The organism is Acinetobacter sp., assembly GCF_036666595.1.
In the GTDB taxonomy this organism is placed as follows: Bacteria; Pseudomonadota; Gammaproteobacteria; order Pseudomonadales; family Moraxellaceae; genus Acinetobacter.
In genome coordinates, this window is sequence record NZ_JAVWVO010000007.1 from 31,649 (window position 1) to 48,491 (window position 16,843).

The following is a 16,843-nucleotide window of genomic DNA, read 5'->3' on the forward strand; positions in this document are numbered from 1 at the left end:
CAAGGGTTTAATTTAGAGGCTTTGCTCATGTCACTGTTGCGTCGATGGTTCGATCCGATTCGATCGCGTTGGTTTTATCAAAAACCGATTCGTCAAACGGTCGTATCTACAGAACAAGGCTTGAGTATTCATTTACGCCTCGACGATGTATATAGCTATTTAGCGGTTCAGCAGTTACCACAAATTGAAGAAATTTTAGCGGATGAACTGAAGCCATTGAAGGTGGTCATTTCCAGTCAGGCTGCTGAACCTCCGAACCAAATGTCGGCTTTGGAGTGGCAAACTTATTGTTTAAATGATGCCAAAATTCTGTCGCGTCAGCACCGTTTTAGCTTTCATGAAACGCCAGAACAACCCAGTCCAGAGGCATTGAGCCAAGCGGAAACCATCTTGCGGCATACGCCGCTGCGTGGGCAGGACTTTTTGTACTTGCTGGAAGATGTGTTTCACATGCTGTGGCAAAAACAAGAAGGTAAGCTGCGCACCTTATATGCGATGGCTAGCCGTCACCATCAAGAGCAAAACTTTCCAGAACGTATTTTTAATGATGATGCGGTACTGGCCAGTTACTTCCAGCTCGGTGACCGTCAGTATCATGCGGTCGATGATCTGCTGCGTTTAACGCGCCGTTTAAAACAACAAAAATTATTTACCGATAACCCAATTTTCTTGATCAATCATATTGATTGGCGTGAGCATTTGATTAGTGATGCTGAAGAGTTAAATGAAATTCAGGCGCTCGATCCAGAGTTAGACCTATACGTTGCGCTAGAAGATCCAATTTCATGGTTGTTATTGGCCTATATTAAAGAAGAACTGGCCGATTATTATAATATTCAGCTCAATGTCTACCCACTCAGTTATCACGGTCGAGACGGGTTTGATTGGAGTTTGGCAACGCGTTTATCCAAACGGACAGAAATCAAATTCACACCGTTTTGCCGGCCAACGCAAGCAGCCACTTTGGCGATGGCACAGTTATTTTATAGCGTGCCTGAAGAGCAGCGCGTTGATGCCATGTATCGGATTTTGAAAGCCGTTTGGACCCAAGGCAAAGATTTATCCTTTAAATCGCATTTTGATCAACTGATGCAAGAGTTGGAAATTGCAGCATTGATCACCGAAGATGTGGAAGCCAAGCTTCAAGAAAATGACATGCTCTGTGAAATGAAGTCCCAGCCTGATTTCCCCGTGATTGAACTGCGTGTGGATGGACAGAGCTATGTCTTTAATAGTCTATATCGCGTCTGGATGATTGAAAGTATTTTCAGTAATGTGCTGGAAGATCAATATAAAACCGACCCTGTGGATGAAAGCGAAGGCTGAGTTTTGTATATCTCTTATTGATCAAAACAGTCCAATAACACATGAAACCTAAAGCCGATGGTGTTTCTAGACTGAGTCATTGAAGTGCTTATTCATAATGTTAATGAGGTTTAACAATTAAATTCATTGTTAAATTTTATTAATAAATAGGCTTCCAAATGAAAATGATTATAATTGGCATTCTTTCTGTCTGTTGATCGATGTTATGCGTTTTCATATTTCTTCTTTGAGCTTATCCATTCTGGCCGTGATGACTACAGCAGCGTTTGCTCAGGGCGAGACACAGGAAACAGCGTTATCCCAAGTTTTACCGACTTTGCAATTTGAAGCCCAAGATGCAGATGAAAAAGCGGCATATGCAGCAAAAACGGCATCAGCTGTTTTGCGTTCAGATGCACCGCTGTTTGAAACTGCGCAATCGATCAGCGTGATTAGTGAAAAACAACTCGAACAGAAACAAGCGAAAACACTGTCTGAAGCCTTGCAGGGTGTAGCGGGGGTCACCGCAGGACAGTATGGTCGCCGTGGTTGGGATGACTTTATTATTCGTGGGCAGGTTTCCAGCGCACAGACCTATGTCGATGGCTTGCGTATTCAAACTTCTGATAATGCCCTACGTTCAGAAGACATCAGTGGTTTACAGTCGATTGAAGTGGTGAAAGGGCCGACATCGACTGGTTTTGGCTTTGCCTTACCGGGCGGCTTAGTTAACTTAACCACCAAACGTCCTGAAGCTGAAACTTTTTCTCGGGGCAGTGTGAGCTATGGCAGCAATGCCTTTGTGGATGGCACATTTGATATCAACTATGCGCCAAATGATAGCGAAAAAGGGGCGTTTCGTGTGGTGGGTCATGCCTCTGACCAAGATGATGCAACCGATTATGTTTATTATAAAAATTATTATATTGCGCCGTCTTATAATTTTGACTTAGGTGAAAAAGACGAACTGTCTGTGATTGCCAGCTATCAGCATCGGGATTTTATTCGCCAGCAGGGGATTCCCTATAGTAATGGCGCTTATAAAAACTATTCACAGACCTTATTTTTTGGCGCGCCGAATCTAAGCAATACGGTCGATGTTCTGCGCTTAGGGTCGAACTATGCGCATTATTTTGATAATGGCTGGACCTTTAAACAAAATTTTGCGGTCACCAAAACCGATGCAGATAACAATCCTGTATTGGCGGGGAGTAATAACACTTTACCGACCATCAAACGGACGGTGGAAAGACAGATTAAAGACGATGTGAATTTTGCGCTGGATCATAATTTGTCGCGTCATTTTGATTGGGGCAAAACCCAATATGATTTGATGGTTGGTTTGGACATGATGCATGAGCGCAGTGACTACGAGCGCCGTAGTAACAGCTTGTCATCCTTTAATGCTAATAATCCGATCTATACCCCTATCGCAAAGGCGACCACGACCAAATCGCATCAAATGACAGATACCCAATATATGGGCGTATATCTGCGTAATAATTTTAAAATTGATGATCATTGGATCTTAGGCTTATCGGGTCGTCATGACTGGACACAGGTCGAAGTTGATGACCTTTTCAATGATACGACGCTGAAAAACTCGGACAATGCTTTCACGGGTAATGCATCTTTGATGTATCAAATCAATGATAAGTTTGCGCCCTATGTGAGTTATGCAACCTCATTCTTTCCTGTGAGCGACACTGGCGCTGGCGGAACACTATTGGACCCTGAAGAGGGAGAGCAGTTTGAGGTTGGGATTAAGTTTCAGGGGTTGAATCAACGGTTGCAAGGCTATGTGGCTTATTATGATTTAACCCGTCAGAACGTGACTGAGTCGGATTCTACCCTCGGTTATTCTGTGCAAATCGGTGAACAAAAAACCAAAGGTTTTGAAACGGAATTATCCGCTGCATTGACGGATCAATGGAACCTGACTGCAACCTATAGTTATATTCCTACCGCGGAAACGACAGAAAGTACGACCACAAGTGATATTGGTAAGCGGATTAACCATGTGCCTAAAAATGCAGCCTCTTTATCAACCCAATACTTCTTTGCTGATGAGCAACTGGGCTGGAATATTGGTGCCAGTGCGAATTATCAAGGCGAGCGTACAGCACAACGTGGGACTTCTTATGTGCCGCTATCGAGCTATACGCTGTACGACGTCAGTGCCGGTTATGAAGCGAAAAATTGGGGCGCAAAGTTCAGTGTAAAAAACCTGTTTGATAAAGAGTATCTAGTCGGCACCACGCCAAATGCGCAATTGGTCAATTGGGGCGATCCACGTACTTTCCGCTTCAGCTTAAATTTTAAATACTAAGCAGAATCACACCGCATCACATCTGGATTCAATAACAGTTGAGTCCAGACCATTCTTTCCAGTAAGCCTCAATCTTTGGTTGAGGCTTACTTCTAAAAACAGTGATATGAGGCCACATTTAAATTTTATAGCATGGCGCTAAGTGTTTAGAGAGAAGCGTCATGCTTGCTTTTGTTATTTTTGTTTTTGCTGTCGCAGGCATGATTAAGGGCACCATTGGTCTGGGTTTGCCCGCCGTGTCGATGGGACTTTTATCTTTGGTGATTAGTCCATTTCAAGCGGCAACTTTGCTGATTATCCCTTCCATGGTCACGAACTTTTGGCAATTGTTTGCAGAAGGGCGCGTACTGCGACTGGTACAGCGCTTTTGGCCGTTGCTGGTGGGCATGATCATTGGTTCAGTTTGGAGTGTTTTTCCTACACTTGGACATGGCGAATTTCAAAGTGAAGCGCTGTTGGGCGGGATGCTGGCCATTTATGGTCTATATGGTTTGTTTGCCAAAAACATGCCCAACTTAGCCCCGTATGAAAAATATTTATCACCGATCATGGGCTATTTGGGCGGTGCTTTGACGGTGGCGACAGGGGTGGTGGTGATTCCCGTAGTGCCATATTTGCAGTCCTTGCATTTGAAACGGGATGATTTGGTACAATCGCTCGGCCTTGCCTTTACCGTTTCAACTTTGTGTTTGGCCACGTATTTACATCTAAATCCTGTTGAAGACACCCCAATTGACTATCAACTGTCGTTGATCGCTCTGCTGCCTGCATTGCTCGGAATGTGGTTGGGCACTAAAATTCGCTACCGCATCCCTGAGCAAGCCTTTCGTAAGGTGTTTTTTGTGGGCCTAGTCTTATTTGGCAGTTATATGGTTTTACATCAACTGGGTTGGCTTTAATGCGGACTGAGTTGGTCATGTTGGCTCAAGAGGAATTGACTAAAGCGTTGGTAATCTACTGCGAGCTGATCAAAACACCGTGCCGCTAATAGCAACTTGCGGTTGGCCCATTTGCCTAAGAGTTCAATTTGCTGAAAATCATACTGTGCTTTTAAACGCAGGGCTGCCCGCTTGGGAATAATCGCAATGCCGACGCCATTGGCAACGACTTGGGCAATCGCGGCAAAGTTCGGCACCCGTAGACGATAGTGGATGTCACAGCCTAAGCGTTTGGCTTGAGCTTCTATTGACTGTTGTAAGGAGTGGTATTGCATGAGGCCCACAAACGGATGTTGCAATAATTCACCCAGTTCCAGTTGTGCCGCAGTGGCAAGTGGATGTTGGCTTGGGCAGATCAGCACCAAAGGGTCTTCAGCAAACTCTTGAGTTTCAAGCTGGCCTGCATCAAAAAAACCGGAGATCAGTCCCAACTGTGCCGTACCTGTACTCAGGGCCTGAATAATGTCATTGGTTTCAGCTTCTTTTAATTCAATATGAATCTTCGGATTTTCCATTAAATACTGCGGCAGCAAATGCGGTAAGTACTCACTCTGCGCCGATGAGTTGCACCACAATATAATGTTGCTCGTTGCACTGTGGGCAAAGGGCAGCATGGCCTGTTGTAATTGCTGTTGTTGTTGCAGCAAGTGCTGCGCATGTTCTGCAAAGGTTTGTCCAGCAAGGGTTGCTTTTACTCCGGTTGCATGGCGGGTAAATAAACTCACTTCAAAATGCTGTTCTAATTTTTTAATCCGTTCACTGGCGGCTTGTAAAGAAATGGCGGAACGTTCTGCACCTTTGGTCAGACTGCCTGTACTCAGGATATTGATAAACAATCGCAGATCAAAAAAATCAAGGCGCATGGCAGGGTCAAAGCGGAAAATGTTGCTTTATCTTAGTCTTTTTTGCGGTTTGAGACATCCTTTAGCATAGTGGTGTGTGTAATCGGGGGCAGAGTATTAGACCAAAAAAAAGCAGCCCGAAGGCTGCGATCAAAAATGGATAATCAAAATGTCAGGCAGATCAATCTTTTTGTCCTAAGCTGAAGAACCAGTTCAAGAACAATGCTGCAAAGGTTGCAGTACCTATACCACCTAGGTTAATGCTACCAATTTGTAAAGCAAAATCCCCTGTACCTAAAATGATGGTGACTGCAGCCACCATCAGGTTTTTGTTCTGTGAAAAATCGACTTTGTTTTCAATCCAGATTTTTGCACCCGCGATGGTGATCAAGCCAAACACCACAATCGATGCACCGGTTAAAATCGCGGTTGGAATGGTATGGATGATGGCACCAAACTTTGGTGACAGGCCTAAGAAAATGGCAAACACACCTGCAATGGCAAAAATGATGGTCGAGTAAACTCGTGTGACTGCCATGACTCCAATGTTTTCACCATAGGTGGTCATGCCTGGAGCGCCTACACCCCCTGCTAAAGTCGTTGCAACACCATCGGCAACAAACGCTTTACCAATGTGTGGATCTAGGTTTTCACCAGTCATCGCACTCACGGCTTTAATGTGGCCGAGGTTTTCTGCGACCAAAATTAATGCGATCGGTGCAATGATCATCATGGCATTGGTATTAAATTCAGGCGAATGGAAAGTCGGTAAACCAAACCAAGCGGCTTGTTGAATCGGTGCAAAATTAATCGCTGTGCCATAGCCCATGACATTGGTCACGATGAAATAGACCAAGTAAGACAGTAACAAACCAATTAATAATAAGAGACGTTGCAATAAGCCACGGGTAAAGACTGCAATCGAGCCCATACATAACACGGTAACCAGTGCCATCCACATATTAAAGGGATTGCCCGCAACGCCTTTGACCGTCACTGGTGCAAGGTTGAGACCAATAATCATCACTACAGCACCTGTCACCACAGGCGGCATCAGTTTTTCAATCCACTTGGTACCCGTTGCCATGACCATAAAACCAAACAAGGTATAGAGCACGCCGCAGGCAATAATACCGCCGCCCGCCATGGCTAAATTTGGATTGAGTGCGCCTGTGCCCGATGCGGTATAGCCCGTTGCTGCAATCACGACCCCAATAAAGGCAAAACTTGAACCTAAATAACTTGGAACACGTCCACCCGTCATAATAAAGAACAAGATGGTACAAATCCCTGACATTAAAATGGCAAGGTTGGGATCGAAGCCCATCAAGAAAGGTGCAAGAACCGTTGCCCCAAACATGGCAAAGGCATGCTGCACACCTAAAATCGCACTTTGTGAAGCAGGGAGGTATTCACTTGTGCCAACAGGACGTGCATCGATATTGCCTTCGTACGGGCGCCACTTGGGAAACCAGTTGGACATTTTTTGAGCACTCTAAAGATAAATTGTGCACATCATACTCTTGTTTTTTAGAAGATTTAATCAGTGATACAAAAAATTGTTCAAACTAATCTTATGACTTTTCAGAACTTTTTACCGCATGGTAAAACTTTATATTTTTAAAAATAATGATAAATCAAGGTTTAATTGGTAAATTTAGCCAATCGCACATTCATAAATATTTATGATTGGATTGATAAAAAAAATTATAAAAGGTTTGACCATGCGTTCAATAAAAAAGCACATCATGCTGATGTGCTTTAAATGGAGCGGGCTTAAAACTTTACCCTGTGTTACGAAGACCCGCTGCAATGCCTGCGATACTTACCATAAGTGCATGATCTACAGGTGTATTTGTTTCCTGACGCTCTTCTAGGTAACGGCGGCGACGTTTCATTAACTCTGCTTGGAGTAAATGCAGGGGCAATAAATACGGTTTGCGCACTCTCATCGACTGATCTAAAACTTCGTTACTGCTGAGGAGTTTAGACTCACCTTTAAGCGCCAAGAGGGTTTGCACCGCATACTTTAAGCGCTGACGCAGATGTTCACCGAGCACTTTCAAGTCTTCATCATCGGTCAGATGCGACTCATAATACAGCGCCACATGAGCATCAGACTTTGAGAGCACCATTTCCAGCATATCAATCAGGGTTTGGAAATACGGCCAAGCCACCAGCATTTCATCTAAGGTGGCTTTATGTCCTTGATCAATCACTTGGTTAATTGCTGCGCCTGTACCTAACCAAGCGGGTAGCATCAAACGAATCTGGGTCCACGCAAATACCCAAGGAATGGCACGTAGGGACTCAATGCCGCCAGTGACTTTACGTTTTGCAGGGCGTGAGCCAAGCGGTAACATTTGCAGTTCAAGCTCTGGCGTGACTGTGCGTAAATACTTGACGAAGTGAGGGTTTTCTCGCACAGTCTGACGATACACCTGTACTGACAAATCGGTCATGCTGTGCATCAACTCGCGCCACTCAGGTTTTGGGACGGGCGGTGGCAGTAAAGTGGCTTCTAAAGTGGCAGCGGTATAAATCTCTAAGTTTTGTAGCGCAATACCTTCTAAGCCAAACTTGAAGCGAATCATTTCACCTTGTTCAGTGACTCGAATTGCACCTGAAATCGAGCCGGGTGGCTGTGAAAACAGGGCTTGTTGTGTTGGTGCACCGCCGCGGCTGATGGAACCGCCACGACCATGAAATAGTGTGAGTTGTACGCCATGCGTTTTCGCAATCGCAGTTAATTCTTCTTGCGCACGGTACTGCGCCCAATTGGCTGACATAAAGCCTGCATCTTTTGCCGAGTCCGAATAGCCAATCATCACTTCATGCTTGCCCTGAATATGCTGTTTATACCAATGCATATTAAATAGGGTATTCATGGTGGCTGCGGCGCCATCTAAGTCTTTCAATGTTTCAAACAATGGCACCACACGTAGGGGATGTTGGATACCCGCTTCTTTTTGCAAAAGCAGTACTGCTAGCACATCACTTGGATATTCAGCCATCGAAATAATGTACGCACCTAAACTTTCTTGAGGCTGTGCCGCCAAAGTACGCATGGTGGCAAACACTTCTTGCACTTCAGGTTGTTCAATTAAGCTCTGCGCAGGTTCATTTAAATGCTTAGGCAACAGTGGACGTTTGCTTTGTAGCTCTTGCAATAAGAAGTTTTGGCGTGCTTGTTCGGTCCATGTTTCAAAATTACCCAGACCCAAATATTCAGTAATGGCTGAAATTGCTTGGCGATGACGGCCTGACTCTTGACGAATATCCAGTTTCAGCAGTTCAATCCCGAAACAGTTCACCCGATGGATAAAGTCCAGCAGTTTCCCATTGGCAATTTCAGGCAGATTGCTGGCAATCAAAGAGCGATAACACAGCAGTAAAGGCTGTAACAGTTCATCTTTGGCTTTAATCACCAAGCTGTCATCGGCATCGGCACCGCGCAGTTTTTCTGCGAGCCAATGGCGCGTAGCTTTTAGCCGTTCGCGGGTATCGCGTAAATATTCACGGTAGGGTTCAGGATGGTCTTGACCCAAGGCTTGGCGCAGTTCATCGCTACAGCTTTGAATCGACAGTTCCCAACGCAAGTCTTCAATGTCACGTAAATAAAGATCGGCCGCTTTCCAACGCGATAGCCACAGGACTTCTTGAGTAATGTTGTGTGTCACATTCGGGTTGCCGTCACGGTCACCACCCATCCATGAAGCGAAACGTACAGGTGCCACATGTAAAGGCAGACGTTGGCCACAGTGCTCTATTACCATGTCATCTAGTTCACGCATGAACTTCGGTACGGCATTCCATAAGGTTTGCTCAATGGTGGTAAAGCCCCATTTTGCTTCATCGACTGGGGTTGGACGATGTTGACGAATTTCATCGGTCTGCCACGCCGAACAGATCAGTTGTTTTAAGTCTTCAAGGACTGTCTGACGTTCACGAGGGGTCAGTTTTTGCTGATCCATTTTAAATAAGGCATCGTTGATACCATCATATTTTTGGATCAGAGTACGACGGCTGACTTCAGTGGGATGAGCGGTCAAAACCAGTTCAATATTTAAATCACAGATTTGCTGGAACAGCGTATCGGTTGAAATGTCGTTATTTTTAAATTTAGCAAAGAGGTGGTCGAGCGGATTGGGAGAGGGTGCGGTCTCATCAAATTCACTTTGACGACGGCTACGGACCACATGGTATTGCTCTGCAATATTGGCAAAGTTCAAAAAGTGGGTAAAGGCACGCGTCAGCGGTAAAATTTCATCGTCTTCAAGGCTGAAAAACAGTTGTTCCAGCTGTTTTTCGGCTTCAACTTGACCATCCCGTGCCCCTTTGGATAAGGCCCGAATTTGCTCGACCTGATTAAACAAATCTTGTCCTGCATGCTCCTTGAGGGTTTCACCCAATAGGTTGCCGAGTAATCGGACATCTTCACGTAGTGGAGCATCAATTTGTTGAATCATGATTATTATTCCCTCGTTGTTCTTAATTTGACTATACCCCGATTCGATGACAATCCAAGTAGGGGCAGACAAAAGTAGGGGATTAATTGCTGAATTTAGAAGCAAATGAACCACTTAGGGCAAGCGATTGTTTTAAAATAAAGGGGGTTGTTGATGGCAAGTGCTTGAATTTAATGTCAAAAAAATGAAACTAATTAACTGAATCTTACGGTTTTTGTATGGGGTATTTTAATAAAAAAATCACAATGGCTTCTTGAATCAGTTGCTCGCGTTGTTCGGTATTTGGCACTTCATTCATTCCCAACAACATTTCTTGGTGACGATATCCAAACAGCAGAGACATTAATAAGGTGATGACCTCGTTGACCTGTTCAAACTTAAGCAAGCCCAAGGTTTGGGCTTGGTCAAAGAACTGTTCCCAAATCGCCCGCATTTTGAGGTGAGAGGCTTTATAGAAGTTCTCTAGCAATGGGTTTTGTTCAGCGGCCAGCTGTAATAGTAGGTGCTCCAGCTTGATGGCCTCAGGCAGGTTAATAATATGCATTGATAACGCACAGATCTGTTCGAGCATGGGCACAAAGTCTTCAGTACGTTGTAATTGAAATGAACGACCTTGCATCAGCTTTTCACAGGTTTCCTCAATCGCACAACTGAATAGGTTGGCTTTGTCCTGAAAATGGTTATACACCGTCAGTTTAGTGACGTGCGCTTCCTTGGCAATTTGATCCATACTGGAGCCATGGTAGCCATGTTGTAAAAACAACTGACGTGCAGTATTCAAAATGCGCTGTCGTTTTTCTAAATCTTTGGGACGTCCTGCTGAAGCTTGCACACATTTTCCTAAAAAAAAGTTCAAAAAGTCATTTACATCTGAGCATATCTTTAATTAGTGTACTATGCAGTATATTAATTAAAAAATAACCAAGTTAAGTCTGGATATTGTGCCTGATTAATTGGTGGTTATGGAAGAAGAGCAGACTTCATGAGCAAAATTCAGACCCTTGTGGCAAGTATGGTGGTGGTGTGTAGTATCACCTTGTGGGGATGTAGCAAAGACACGACTGAACCAGAGTCGGTGCCTTTGGTGATGGTGAGCCAACCGAATACCACGCATCTAGAACAAAAAAGCTATGCAGGCGAGGTGCAAGCCCGCCAACAAACGGCACTGTCTTTTCGTGTTGGGGGACAAGTCACGGAGCGTCTGGTCGATGTGGGTGACCAAGTCAAAGTCGGACAAGTTTTAGCACGCTTAGATGTGCAAGATGCCCAGTTACAATTAAATGCAGCCAAAGCACAGCTAGAAAGTGCACAAGCGGCTGAAAAAAATGCGCAGGATGAACTCAAACGCTTTAAGCAATTATTACCGAGTAATGCAGTGAGTCGTTCACAGTACGACAGCGTTGAAAATCAATACAAAGCCGCACTATCGAGCTTGAAACAAGCACAAGCCAATTACAACGTTACGCAAAACCAAACCAGTTATAACCAACTGATCGCCAATAAAAACGGTGTGATTACCGAGCGTAATATTGAAATTGGACAGGTGATTTCAGCAGGACAACCGGCTTTTCAACTGGCCATTTCAGGCGATCGTGAAGTGGTAATTGGTGTACCTGAACAAGCCATTGCTCAGATTAAAGTTGGGCAAGACGCAATCGTCACCTTGTGGTCCAAACCTGATGAGCGTTTTGCCGCATACGTCCGCGAAATTTCGCCTGCCGCAGATCAGTCACGTACTTTTAGTGTCAAAGTGGCTTTGCGTGAAGGGCAAAATACGATTCAACTGGGACAGAGTGCGCGGGTGTTTTTCAGCTCAACTGAGCGCAATGTGTTGAGTGTGCCGTTAGCCAGTGTTTCCGCTGCGGGTAAAACTGCCTATGTCTGGGTGGTGAATGCTGACAACAGGATTCGTAAAGTCCCTGTCAGTGTGGGGGAATATGGTCGAGACAGCGTTACCATTCGTTCAGGTTTACAGCCGAAGGACTATGTGGTGGTGGGTGGGGTGCATTTACTGCGTGAAAAACAAAAAATTCAACCGATTAGCCGTGACAATAAAACGGTCAAGATTGCGACAGGGAGTTAAGCATGAACTATAACCTGTCAGAATGGGCCTTAAAAAATAAGGGCTTGGTCCTTTATTTGATGTTGTTACTGGGTATTGTGGGTGTGGTGTCTTATTCCAAACTTGCACAAAGCGAAGACCCACCTTTTACCTTTAAAGTGATGGTGGTACAGACCTATTGGCCGGGTGCAACGGCGCGTGAGGTGTCTGAACAAGTGACTGACCGTATTGAAAAAGAGCTGATGACCACGGGTAAGTATGAGCGCATTATGGCCTACTCCAGACCTGGCGAGTCGATGGTGACTTTTGTGGCACGAGATGCCATGCGCTCCAGTGAGATACCTGATGTGTGGTATGACGTACGCAAGAAGGTTGGAGACATCAAACATCAGCTGCCCAATGGGGTACAAGGACCATTCTTTAATGATGAGTTTGGCGATACTTTCGGCAATATTTATGTGCTGACTGGTAAAGACTTCGATTATGCGGTGATGAAAGAATATGCCGACCGTTTACAGTTACAACTGCAACGCGTCAAAGATGTCGCCAAGGTCAACTTGGTCGGACTGCAAGATCAAAAGATTTGGATTGAAATTTCCAACACCAAGTCGGCGCAGCTAGGCATCCCTGTGACAGCGGTGCAACAAGCCCTGCAACAGCAAAATACCATGGCCAGTGCAGGCTTTTTTGAAACAGAATCGGATCGTATTCAACTCCGAGTCACAGGGCAAATTAAGAGCGTTGAAGAACTGCAACGTATGCCTTTATTGGTCAATGGGAAAACCATCCAGCTCAGCGATGTTGCCGACGTCTATCGTGGCTTTAGTGAACCCGCGCAACCCCGTATGCGCTTTATGGGTGAAAATGGCATTGGCATTGCGGTATCGATGCGTAAAGGTGGCGACATCTTGGCTTTGGGCAAAAACCTAGAAACTGAGTTTTCCACGCTGCAAAAAACCTTACCTTTAGGTATGGAGCTGAAAAAAGTTTCAGATCAGCCTGTTGCGGTGAAGCGTAGTGTCAACGAGTTCATGAAAGTTTTGGCTGAAGCGGTGATTATTGTCTTGCTGGTTAGCTTTTTCTCGCTGGGTTTCCGTACTGGACTGGTGGTGGCATTCTCTATTCCACTGGTTTTGGCCATGACCTTTGCAGGCATGAATATTTTTGATGTCGGTCTACATAAAATTTCCTTGGGTGCCCTGATTTTAGCGCTGGGCCTCTTGGTCGATGACGCCATTATTGCCGTGGAAATGATGGCAATCAAAATGGAACAAGGCTACAGCCGACTACAAGCAGCAGGGCATGCATGGCGAACCACTGCCTTTCCGATGTTGACGGGAACTTTGATTACCGCTGCGGGCTTTTTACCAATTGCCACGGCAGCGTCCAGTACAGGTGAATACACTCGCTCTATTTTCCAAGTGGTGACCATTGCCTTAATTGTGTCATGGTTTGCAGCGGTGCTTTTTGTACCTTATTTGGGTGACAAACTCCTGCCCGATTTTAACAAAGAGCTGATTCAAAAAGCGCCGTGGTATAGCCGTCTGTGGGCACGTTTGCGCAAACAACCAGAACCTCTGCCAATAGTGCATCATGCAGGTGAGCATCATGATCCTTATCAAACCAAGTTCTATCAAGGTTTTCGCCGTTGGGTCGATCTGTGTGTGACCTATCGCAAAACGGTCATTGCGACAACTGTGGCTATTTTTGTGCTCTCGGTGTTGATGTTTAAGTTAGTACCACAGCAGTTTTTCCCGCCTTCAAATCGTGCCGAAATTTTGGTCGACTTAAAACTTGAAGAAGGTGCATCTTTAACCGCAACTGAAAATGCGGTGAAAAAAGTTGAACAGTTCCTGTCGAAGCAAGAAGGTATAGATAATTATGTGGCATATGTGGGCACAGGCTCGCCACGTTTTTATTTACCGCTCGATCAGCAGCTACCACAAGCCAGCTTTGCGCAGTTTGTGGTCTTGGCTTCTTCACTGGATGATCGCAATGAAATTCGAAAATCCTTAGACACCCAAATCCGTCAGTTATTGCCTGATGTACGTACTCGCGTTTCTTTACTTGAAAACGGCCCTCCTGTCGGTTATCCACTTCAATATCGCGTATCGGGTGAAGACCTAACCCAAGTGCGTGCTTGGGCGGATAAAGTCGCGGCGATGTTGAGTGCTAACCCCAACACCACCAATGTGCATTTGGACTGGGGTGAACCAAGCAAGATGATCAATTTAGAGATTGATCAAGACCGTGCCCGCCAAATGGGGGTGTCGAGTTTAGATTTGGCCAATTTCTTGAACAGCTCAATTTCAGGCGCCACCATTAACCAGTACCGTGAGAAACGTGAACTGATTGAAATCCGTTTACGTGGCGATCAAGCCGAGCGGGTTGAAGTAGCATCACTGGCGAGCCTTGCCGTTCCAACTTCAAATGGCGGAACAGTCCCGTTGGCACAAATTGCAAAAATTGATTATAGCTTTGAAGAAGGTTTGATTTGGCATCGTAACCGCCTACCAACCATTACGGTACGTGCAGATATTCGGACCAAGTTACAGCCTGCCACGGTGGTGGATGAAATGGGTGAGCAGATGAATCAGCTGCGTGCAGAACTGCCGAATGGTTATTTGGTTGAAGTCGGCGGTACAGTGGAAGAGTCTGCACGTGGGGGTAAATCGGTTGCAGCGGGTATGCCTTTGTTCTTGGCCGTGGTCATGACTTTGCTGATGATTCAACTGCGCAGTATGTCTCGTGCCACGATTGTCTTGCTCACCGCACCTTTAGGTTTGATCGGCGTGGTGTTATTCCTGCTACTGTTCAATAAACCTTTTGGCTTTGTTGCAATGTTGGGCACCATTGCCTTGTCGGGCATGATCATGCGCAATTCACTGATCTTGATTGATCAGATTGAGCAAGATATTCAAGCGGGGCATGAATCATGGGATGCGATCATCGATGCGACAGTGCGACGTTGTCGTCCAATTGTGCTGACGGCATTGGCAGCTGTTCTGGCTATGATCCCATTGTCTAGAAGTATTTTCTTTGGACCTATGGCCGTTGCGATCATGGGCGGACTGATTGTGGCGACGCTATTAACCCTGTTCTTTTTACCTGCCTTGTATGCGCAGTGGTTTAAAGTAAAAAAAATTAGCCATAAGCTGTAAATTTATGCCAATATCAGGTGCGAAACGTTGAAAATTTCAATATAGTAGCACCTGAAATTTATGGCATTTTTATAAAGCAGTTTTTTGCTACACATTAAAAAACCAACGATGTGGCAAATGGGGTTAAACGCATGATGCAAGACAATGTAACCAAGTATCGCCGCTCTATTGCGATTTCTTATGTCTTCATGTTTTTGGCTTTGTTTACTGTGATTAGTGGCGCATTTTCCTACTGGTATGCCCGAAAAGTCACGCAAATTGATCATGCTGAAGTATGGTTACAAGCGCAAGCACTTTGGGTCATGCGCAATATTGTGATTTATAGCATTTTGGCTTTATTTGCAGCACTGTGGTTTATTCCTCTTATTTTCTTCACTTGGGACAGCGCATTGTGGGTGACTGCATGCACGGTTGCAGGTGTGGTTTTTAGCTGTATTGCATTTCTCTTCCTTCTAAATGCATGGTTTAAAGGCCTGTCTAAATTTTTGAAAAATAAAGCAGTTTTCTAATTCTACTGATTTTTTTTCAAACACCCCCTTGTAAAACTTGGTTTGAACCCAATTTCAGACCACAGTTGAGTATTAAATAAATTCCGTGAGGAGCATCGCCAGACATGGCTAAACGTGATTATTATGAGGTTTTAGGTGTTGCTAAAACCGCTAGTGATGATGAAATTAAAAAAGCCTACCGTAAGTTGGCGATGAAATATCATCCGGACCGCAACCCTGACAATGCTGAAGCTGAAGAGAAATTTAAAGAAGCGGCTGAAGCTTATGAAATTTTATCGGATAGCGAAAAGCGCAGCATGTATGACCGGATGGGGCATCAAGCCTTTGAAGGTGGTATGGGCGGCGGTGGCGGCTTCGGTGGTGGTTTCAGCGCAGAAGACATTTTCAGTCAATTCGGTGACATTTTCGGTGGCGCATTTGGTGGCGGCGGTGGTCGTGGTCAACAGCGTGCACGTCGTGGTTCTGACTTACGTTATGTGATGGAACTGACGTTGGAAGAAGCAGTAAGAGGGGTGAAAAAAACCATTACTTTTACCGCACCAGCGCCGTGTGAAACCTGTGACGGTAAAGGCTCTAAAAACCCGAACGATGTTGAAACCTGTAAAACTTGTCATGGTGCAGGTCAGGTTCGCATGCAGCAAGGTTTCTTCTCTGTACAGCAGACCTGTAGCACCTGTCGCGGTCAGGGTAAGATCATTAAGAACCCGTGTAATACCTGTCATGGTTCAGGTGTTAAAGACCGTCAACAAACCTTAGAAGTGACGATTCCTGCGGGTGTCGACAACGGTGACCGCGTTCGTTTAACGGGTAAAGGCGAAGCGATTCGTGATGGTCAGTCAGGCGACTTGTACGTAGAAGTGGTGGTGCGTGAGCACGAAATCTTCCAGCGTGATGGTGCAGACCTGTATATGGATGTCCCTGTGAGCATTGCCGATGCTGCTTTGGGTAAAGAAATTGAAATCCCGACACTCGAAGGTCGTGTGAGTTTGAAAATTCCTGAAGGCACACAAACGGGTAAAATGTTCCGATTACGTGGTAAAGGGGTTAAACCTGTACGCACCAGTATGCAAGGTGACTTACTCTGCCGTATCGTGATTGAAACGCCAGTCAACTTAACAGCACGTCAACGTGAACTGTTGAAAGAGTTGCAAGAAACTTTAGATGGAGATGATCACAAATCATCACCGAAGAAAAAGTCTTTTTTTGACCGACTATTTGACTGATGAAA

General features: G+C 45.2%; 11 protein-coding genes. 7 read left to right on the forward strand and 4 right to left on the reverse strand.

Annotated features, from left to right (window positions below; genetic code table 11):
• The first annotated feature begins 27 nt into the window (after window positions 1-27).
• The 3 genes from RR876_RS10360 (at window position 28) to RR876_RS10370 (ending at window position 4,533) form a co-directional block, all read left to right on the forward strand.
• Window positions 28-1,326 (forward strand): hypothetical protein, encoded by a 1,299-nt coding sequence (locus RR876_RS10360; protein ID WP_332481839.1) that lies wholly within the window; start codon window positions 28-30, stop codon window positions 1,324-1,326.
• Between the two features lie 205 nt (window positions 1,327-1,531).
• Window positions 1,532-3,634, forward strand: a complete 2,103-nt coding sequence (locus tag RR876_RS10365; RefSeq protein WP_332476248.1) for a TonB-dependent siderophore receptor — start codon at window positions 1,532-1,534, stop codon at window positions 3,632-3,634.
• Between the two features lie 161 nt (window positions 3,635-3,795).
• The gene (locus tag RR876_RS10370) at window positions 3,796-4,533 is read left to right on the forward strand and encodes a sulfite exporter TauE/SafE family protein (RefSeq protein WP_004691863.1); all 738 of its coding nucleotides are present in this window, start codon (window positions 3,796-3,798) and stop codon (window positions 4,531-4,533) included.
• Here RR876_RS10370 and RR876_RS10375 read toward each other — a convergent pair.
• The 4 genes from RR876_RS10375 to RR876_RS10390 all read right to left on the reverse strand — a co-directional run bounded on the left by RR876_RS10375 (window position 4,530) and on the right by RR876_RS10390 (window position 10,715).
• The gene (locus RR876_RS10375) at window positions 4,530-5,435 is read right to left on the reverse strand and encodes a LysR family transcriptional regulator (RefSeq protein ID WP_332476249.1); all 906 of its coding nucleotides are present in this window, start codon (window positions 5,433-5,435) and stop codon (window positions 4,530-4,532) included. The two genes, RR876_RS10370 and RR876_RS10375, sit on opposite strands and share 4 nt — an antisense overlap.
• A 160-nt stretch (window positions 5,436-5,595) precedes the next feature.
• Entirely contained in the window at window positions 5,596-6,897 is a 1,302-nt protein-coding gene (locus RR876_RS10380; protein ID WP_332476250.1) for a solute carrier family 23 protein, read from the reverse strand.
• Between the two features lie 301 nt (window positions 6,898-7,198).
• Window positions 7,199-9,883 carry a phosphoenolpyruvate carboxylase gene (gene ppc / locus RR876_RS10385; RefSeq protein ID WP_004691858.1) on the reverse strand — a complete coding sequence of 895 codons (2,685 nt, stop codon included), beginning with the start codon at window positions 9,881-9,883 and terminating at the stop codon, window positions 7,199-7,201.
• Window positions 9,884-10,088: 205 nt separating this feature from the next.
• A complete protein-coding gene (locus RR876_RS10390; RefSeq protein ID WP_332476251.1) occupies window positions 10,089-10,715 on the reverse strand; it encodes a TetR/AcrR family transcriptional regulator in 627 nt (208 codons plus the stop codon).
• A 150-nt stretch (window positions 10,716-10,865) separates the two neighbouring features.
• On the opposite strand from RR876_RS10390, the gene RR876_RS10395 reads away from it, so the two are divergent.
• The 4 genes from RR876_RS10395 to dnaJ all read left to right on the forward strand — a co-directional run bounded on the left by RR876_RS10395 (window position 10,866) and on the right by dnaJ (window position 16,838).
• Entirely contained in the window at window positions 10,866-11,966 is a 1,101-nt protein-coding gene (locus tag RR876_RS10395; protein WP_332476252.1) for an efflux RND transporter periplasmic adaptor subunit, read from the forward strand.
• A 2-nt stretch (window positions 11,967-11,968) separates the two neighbouring features.
• Complete coding sequence (locus RR876_RS10400; protein ID WP_332481842.1) at window positions 11,969-15,106, forward strand: efflux RND transporter permease subunit; 3,138 nt, start codon at window positions 11,969-11,971, stop codon at window positions 15,104-15,106.
• Window positions 15,107-15,237: 131 nt separating this feature from the next.
• Complete coding sequence (locus RR876_RS10405) at window positions 15,238-15,615, forward strand: hypothetical protein (RefSeq protein ID WP_004978426.1); 378 nt, start codon at window positions 15,238-15,240, stop codon at window positions 15,613-15,615.
• Between the two features lie 104 nt (window positions 15,616-15,719).
• A complete protein-coding gene (gene dnaJ / locus RR876_RS10410) occupies window positions 15,720-16,838 on the forward strand; it encodes a molecular chaperone DnaJ (RefSeq protein WP_004978425.1) in 1,119 nt (372 codons plus the stop codon).
• Window positions 16,839-16,843 lie beyond the last annotated feature (5 nt).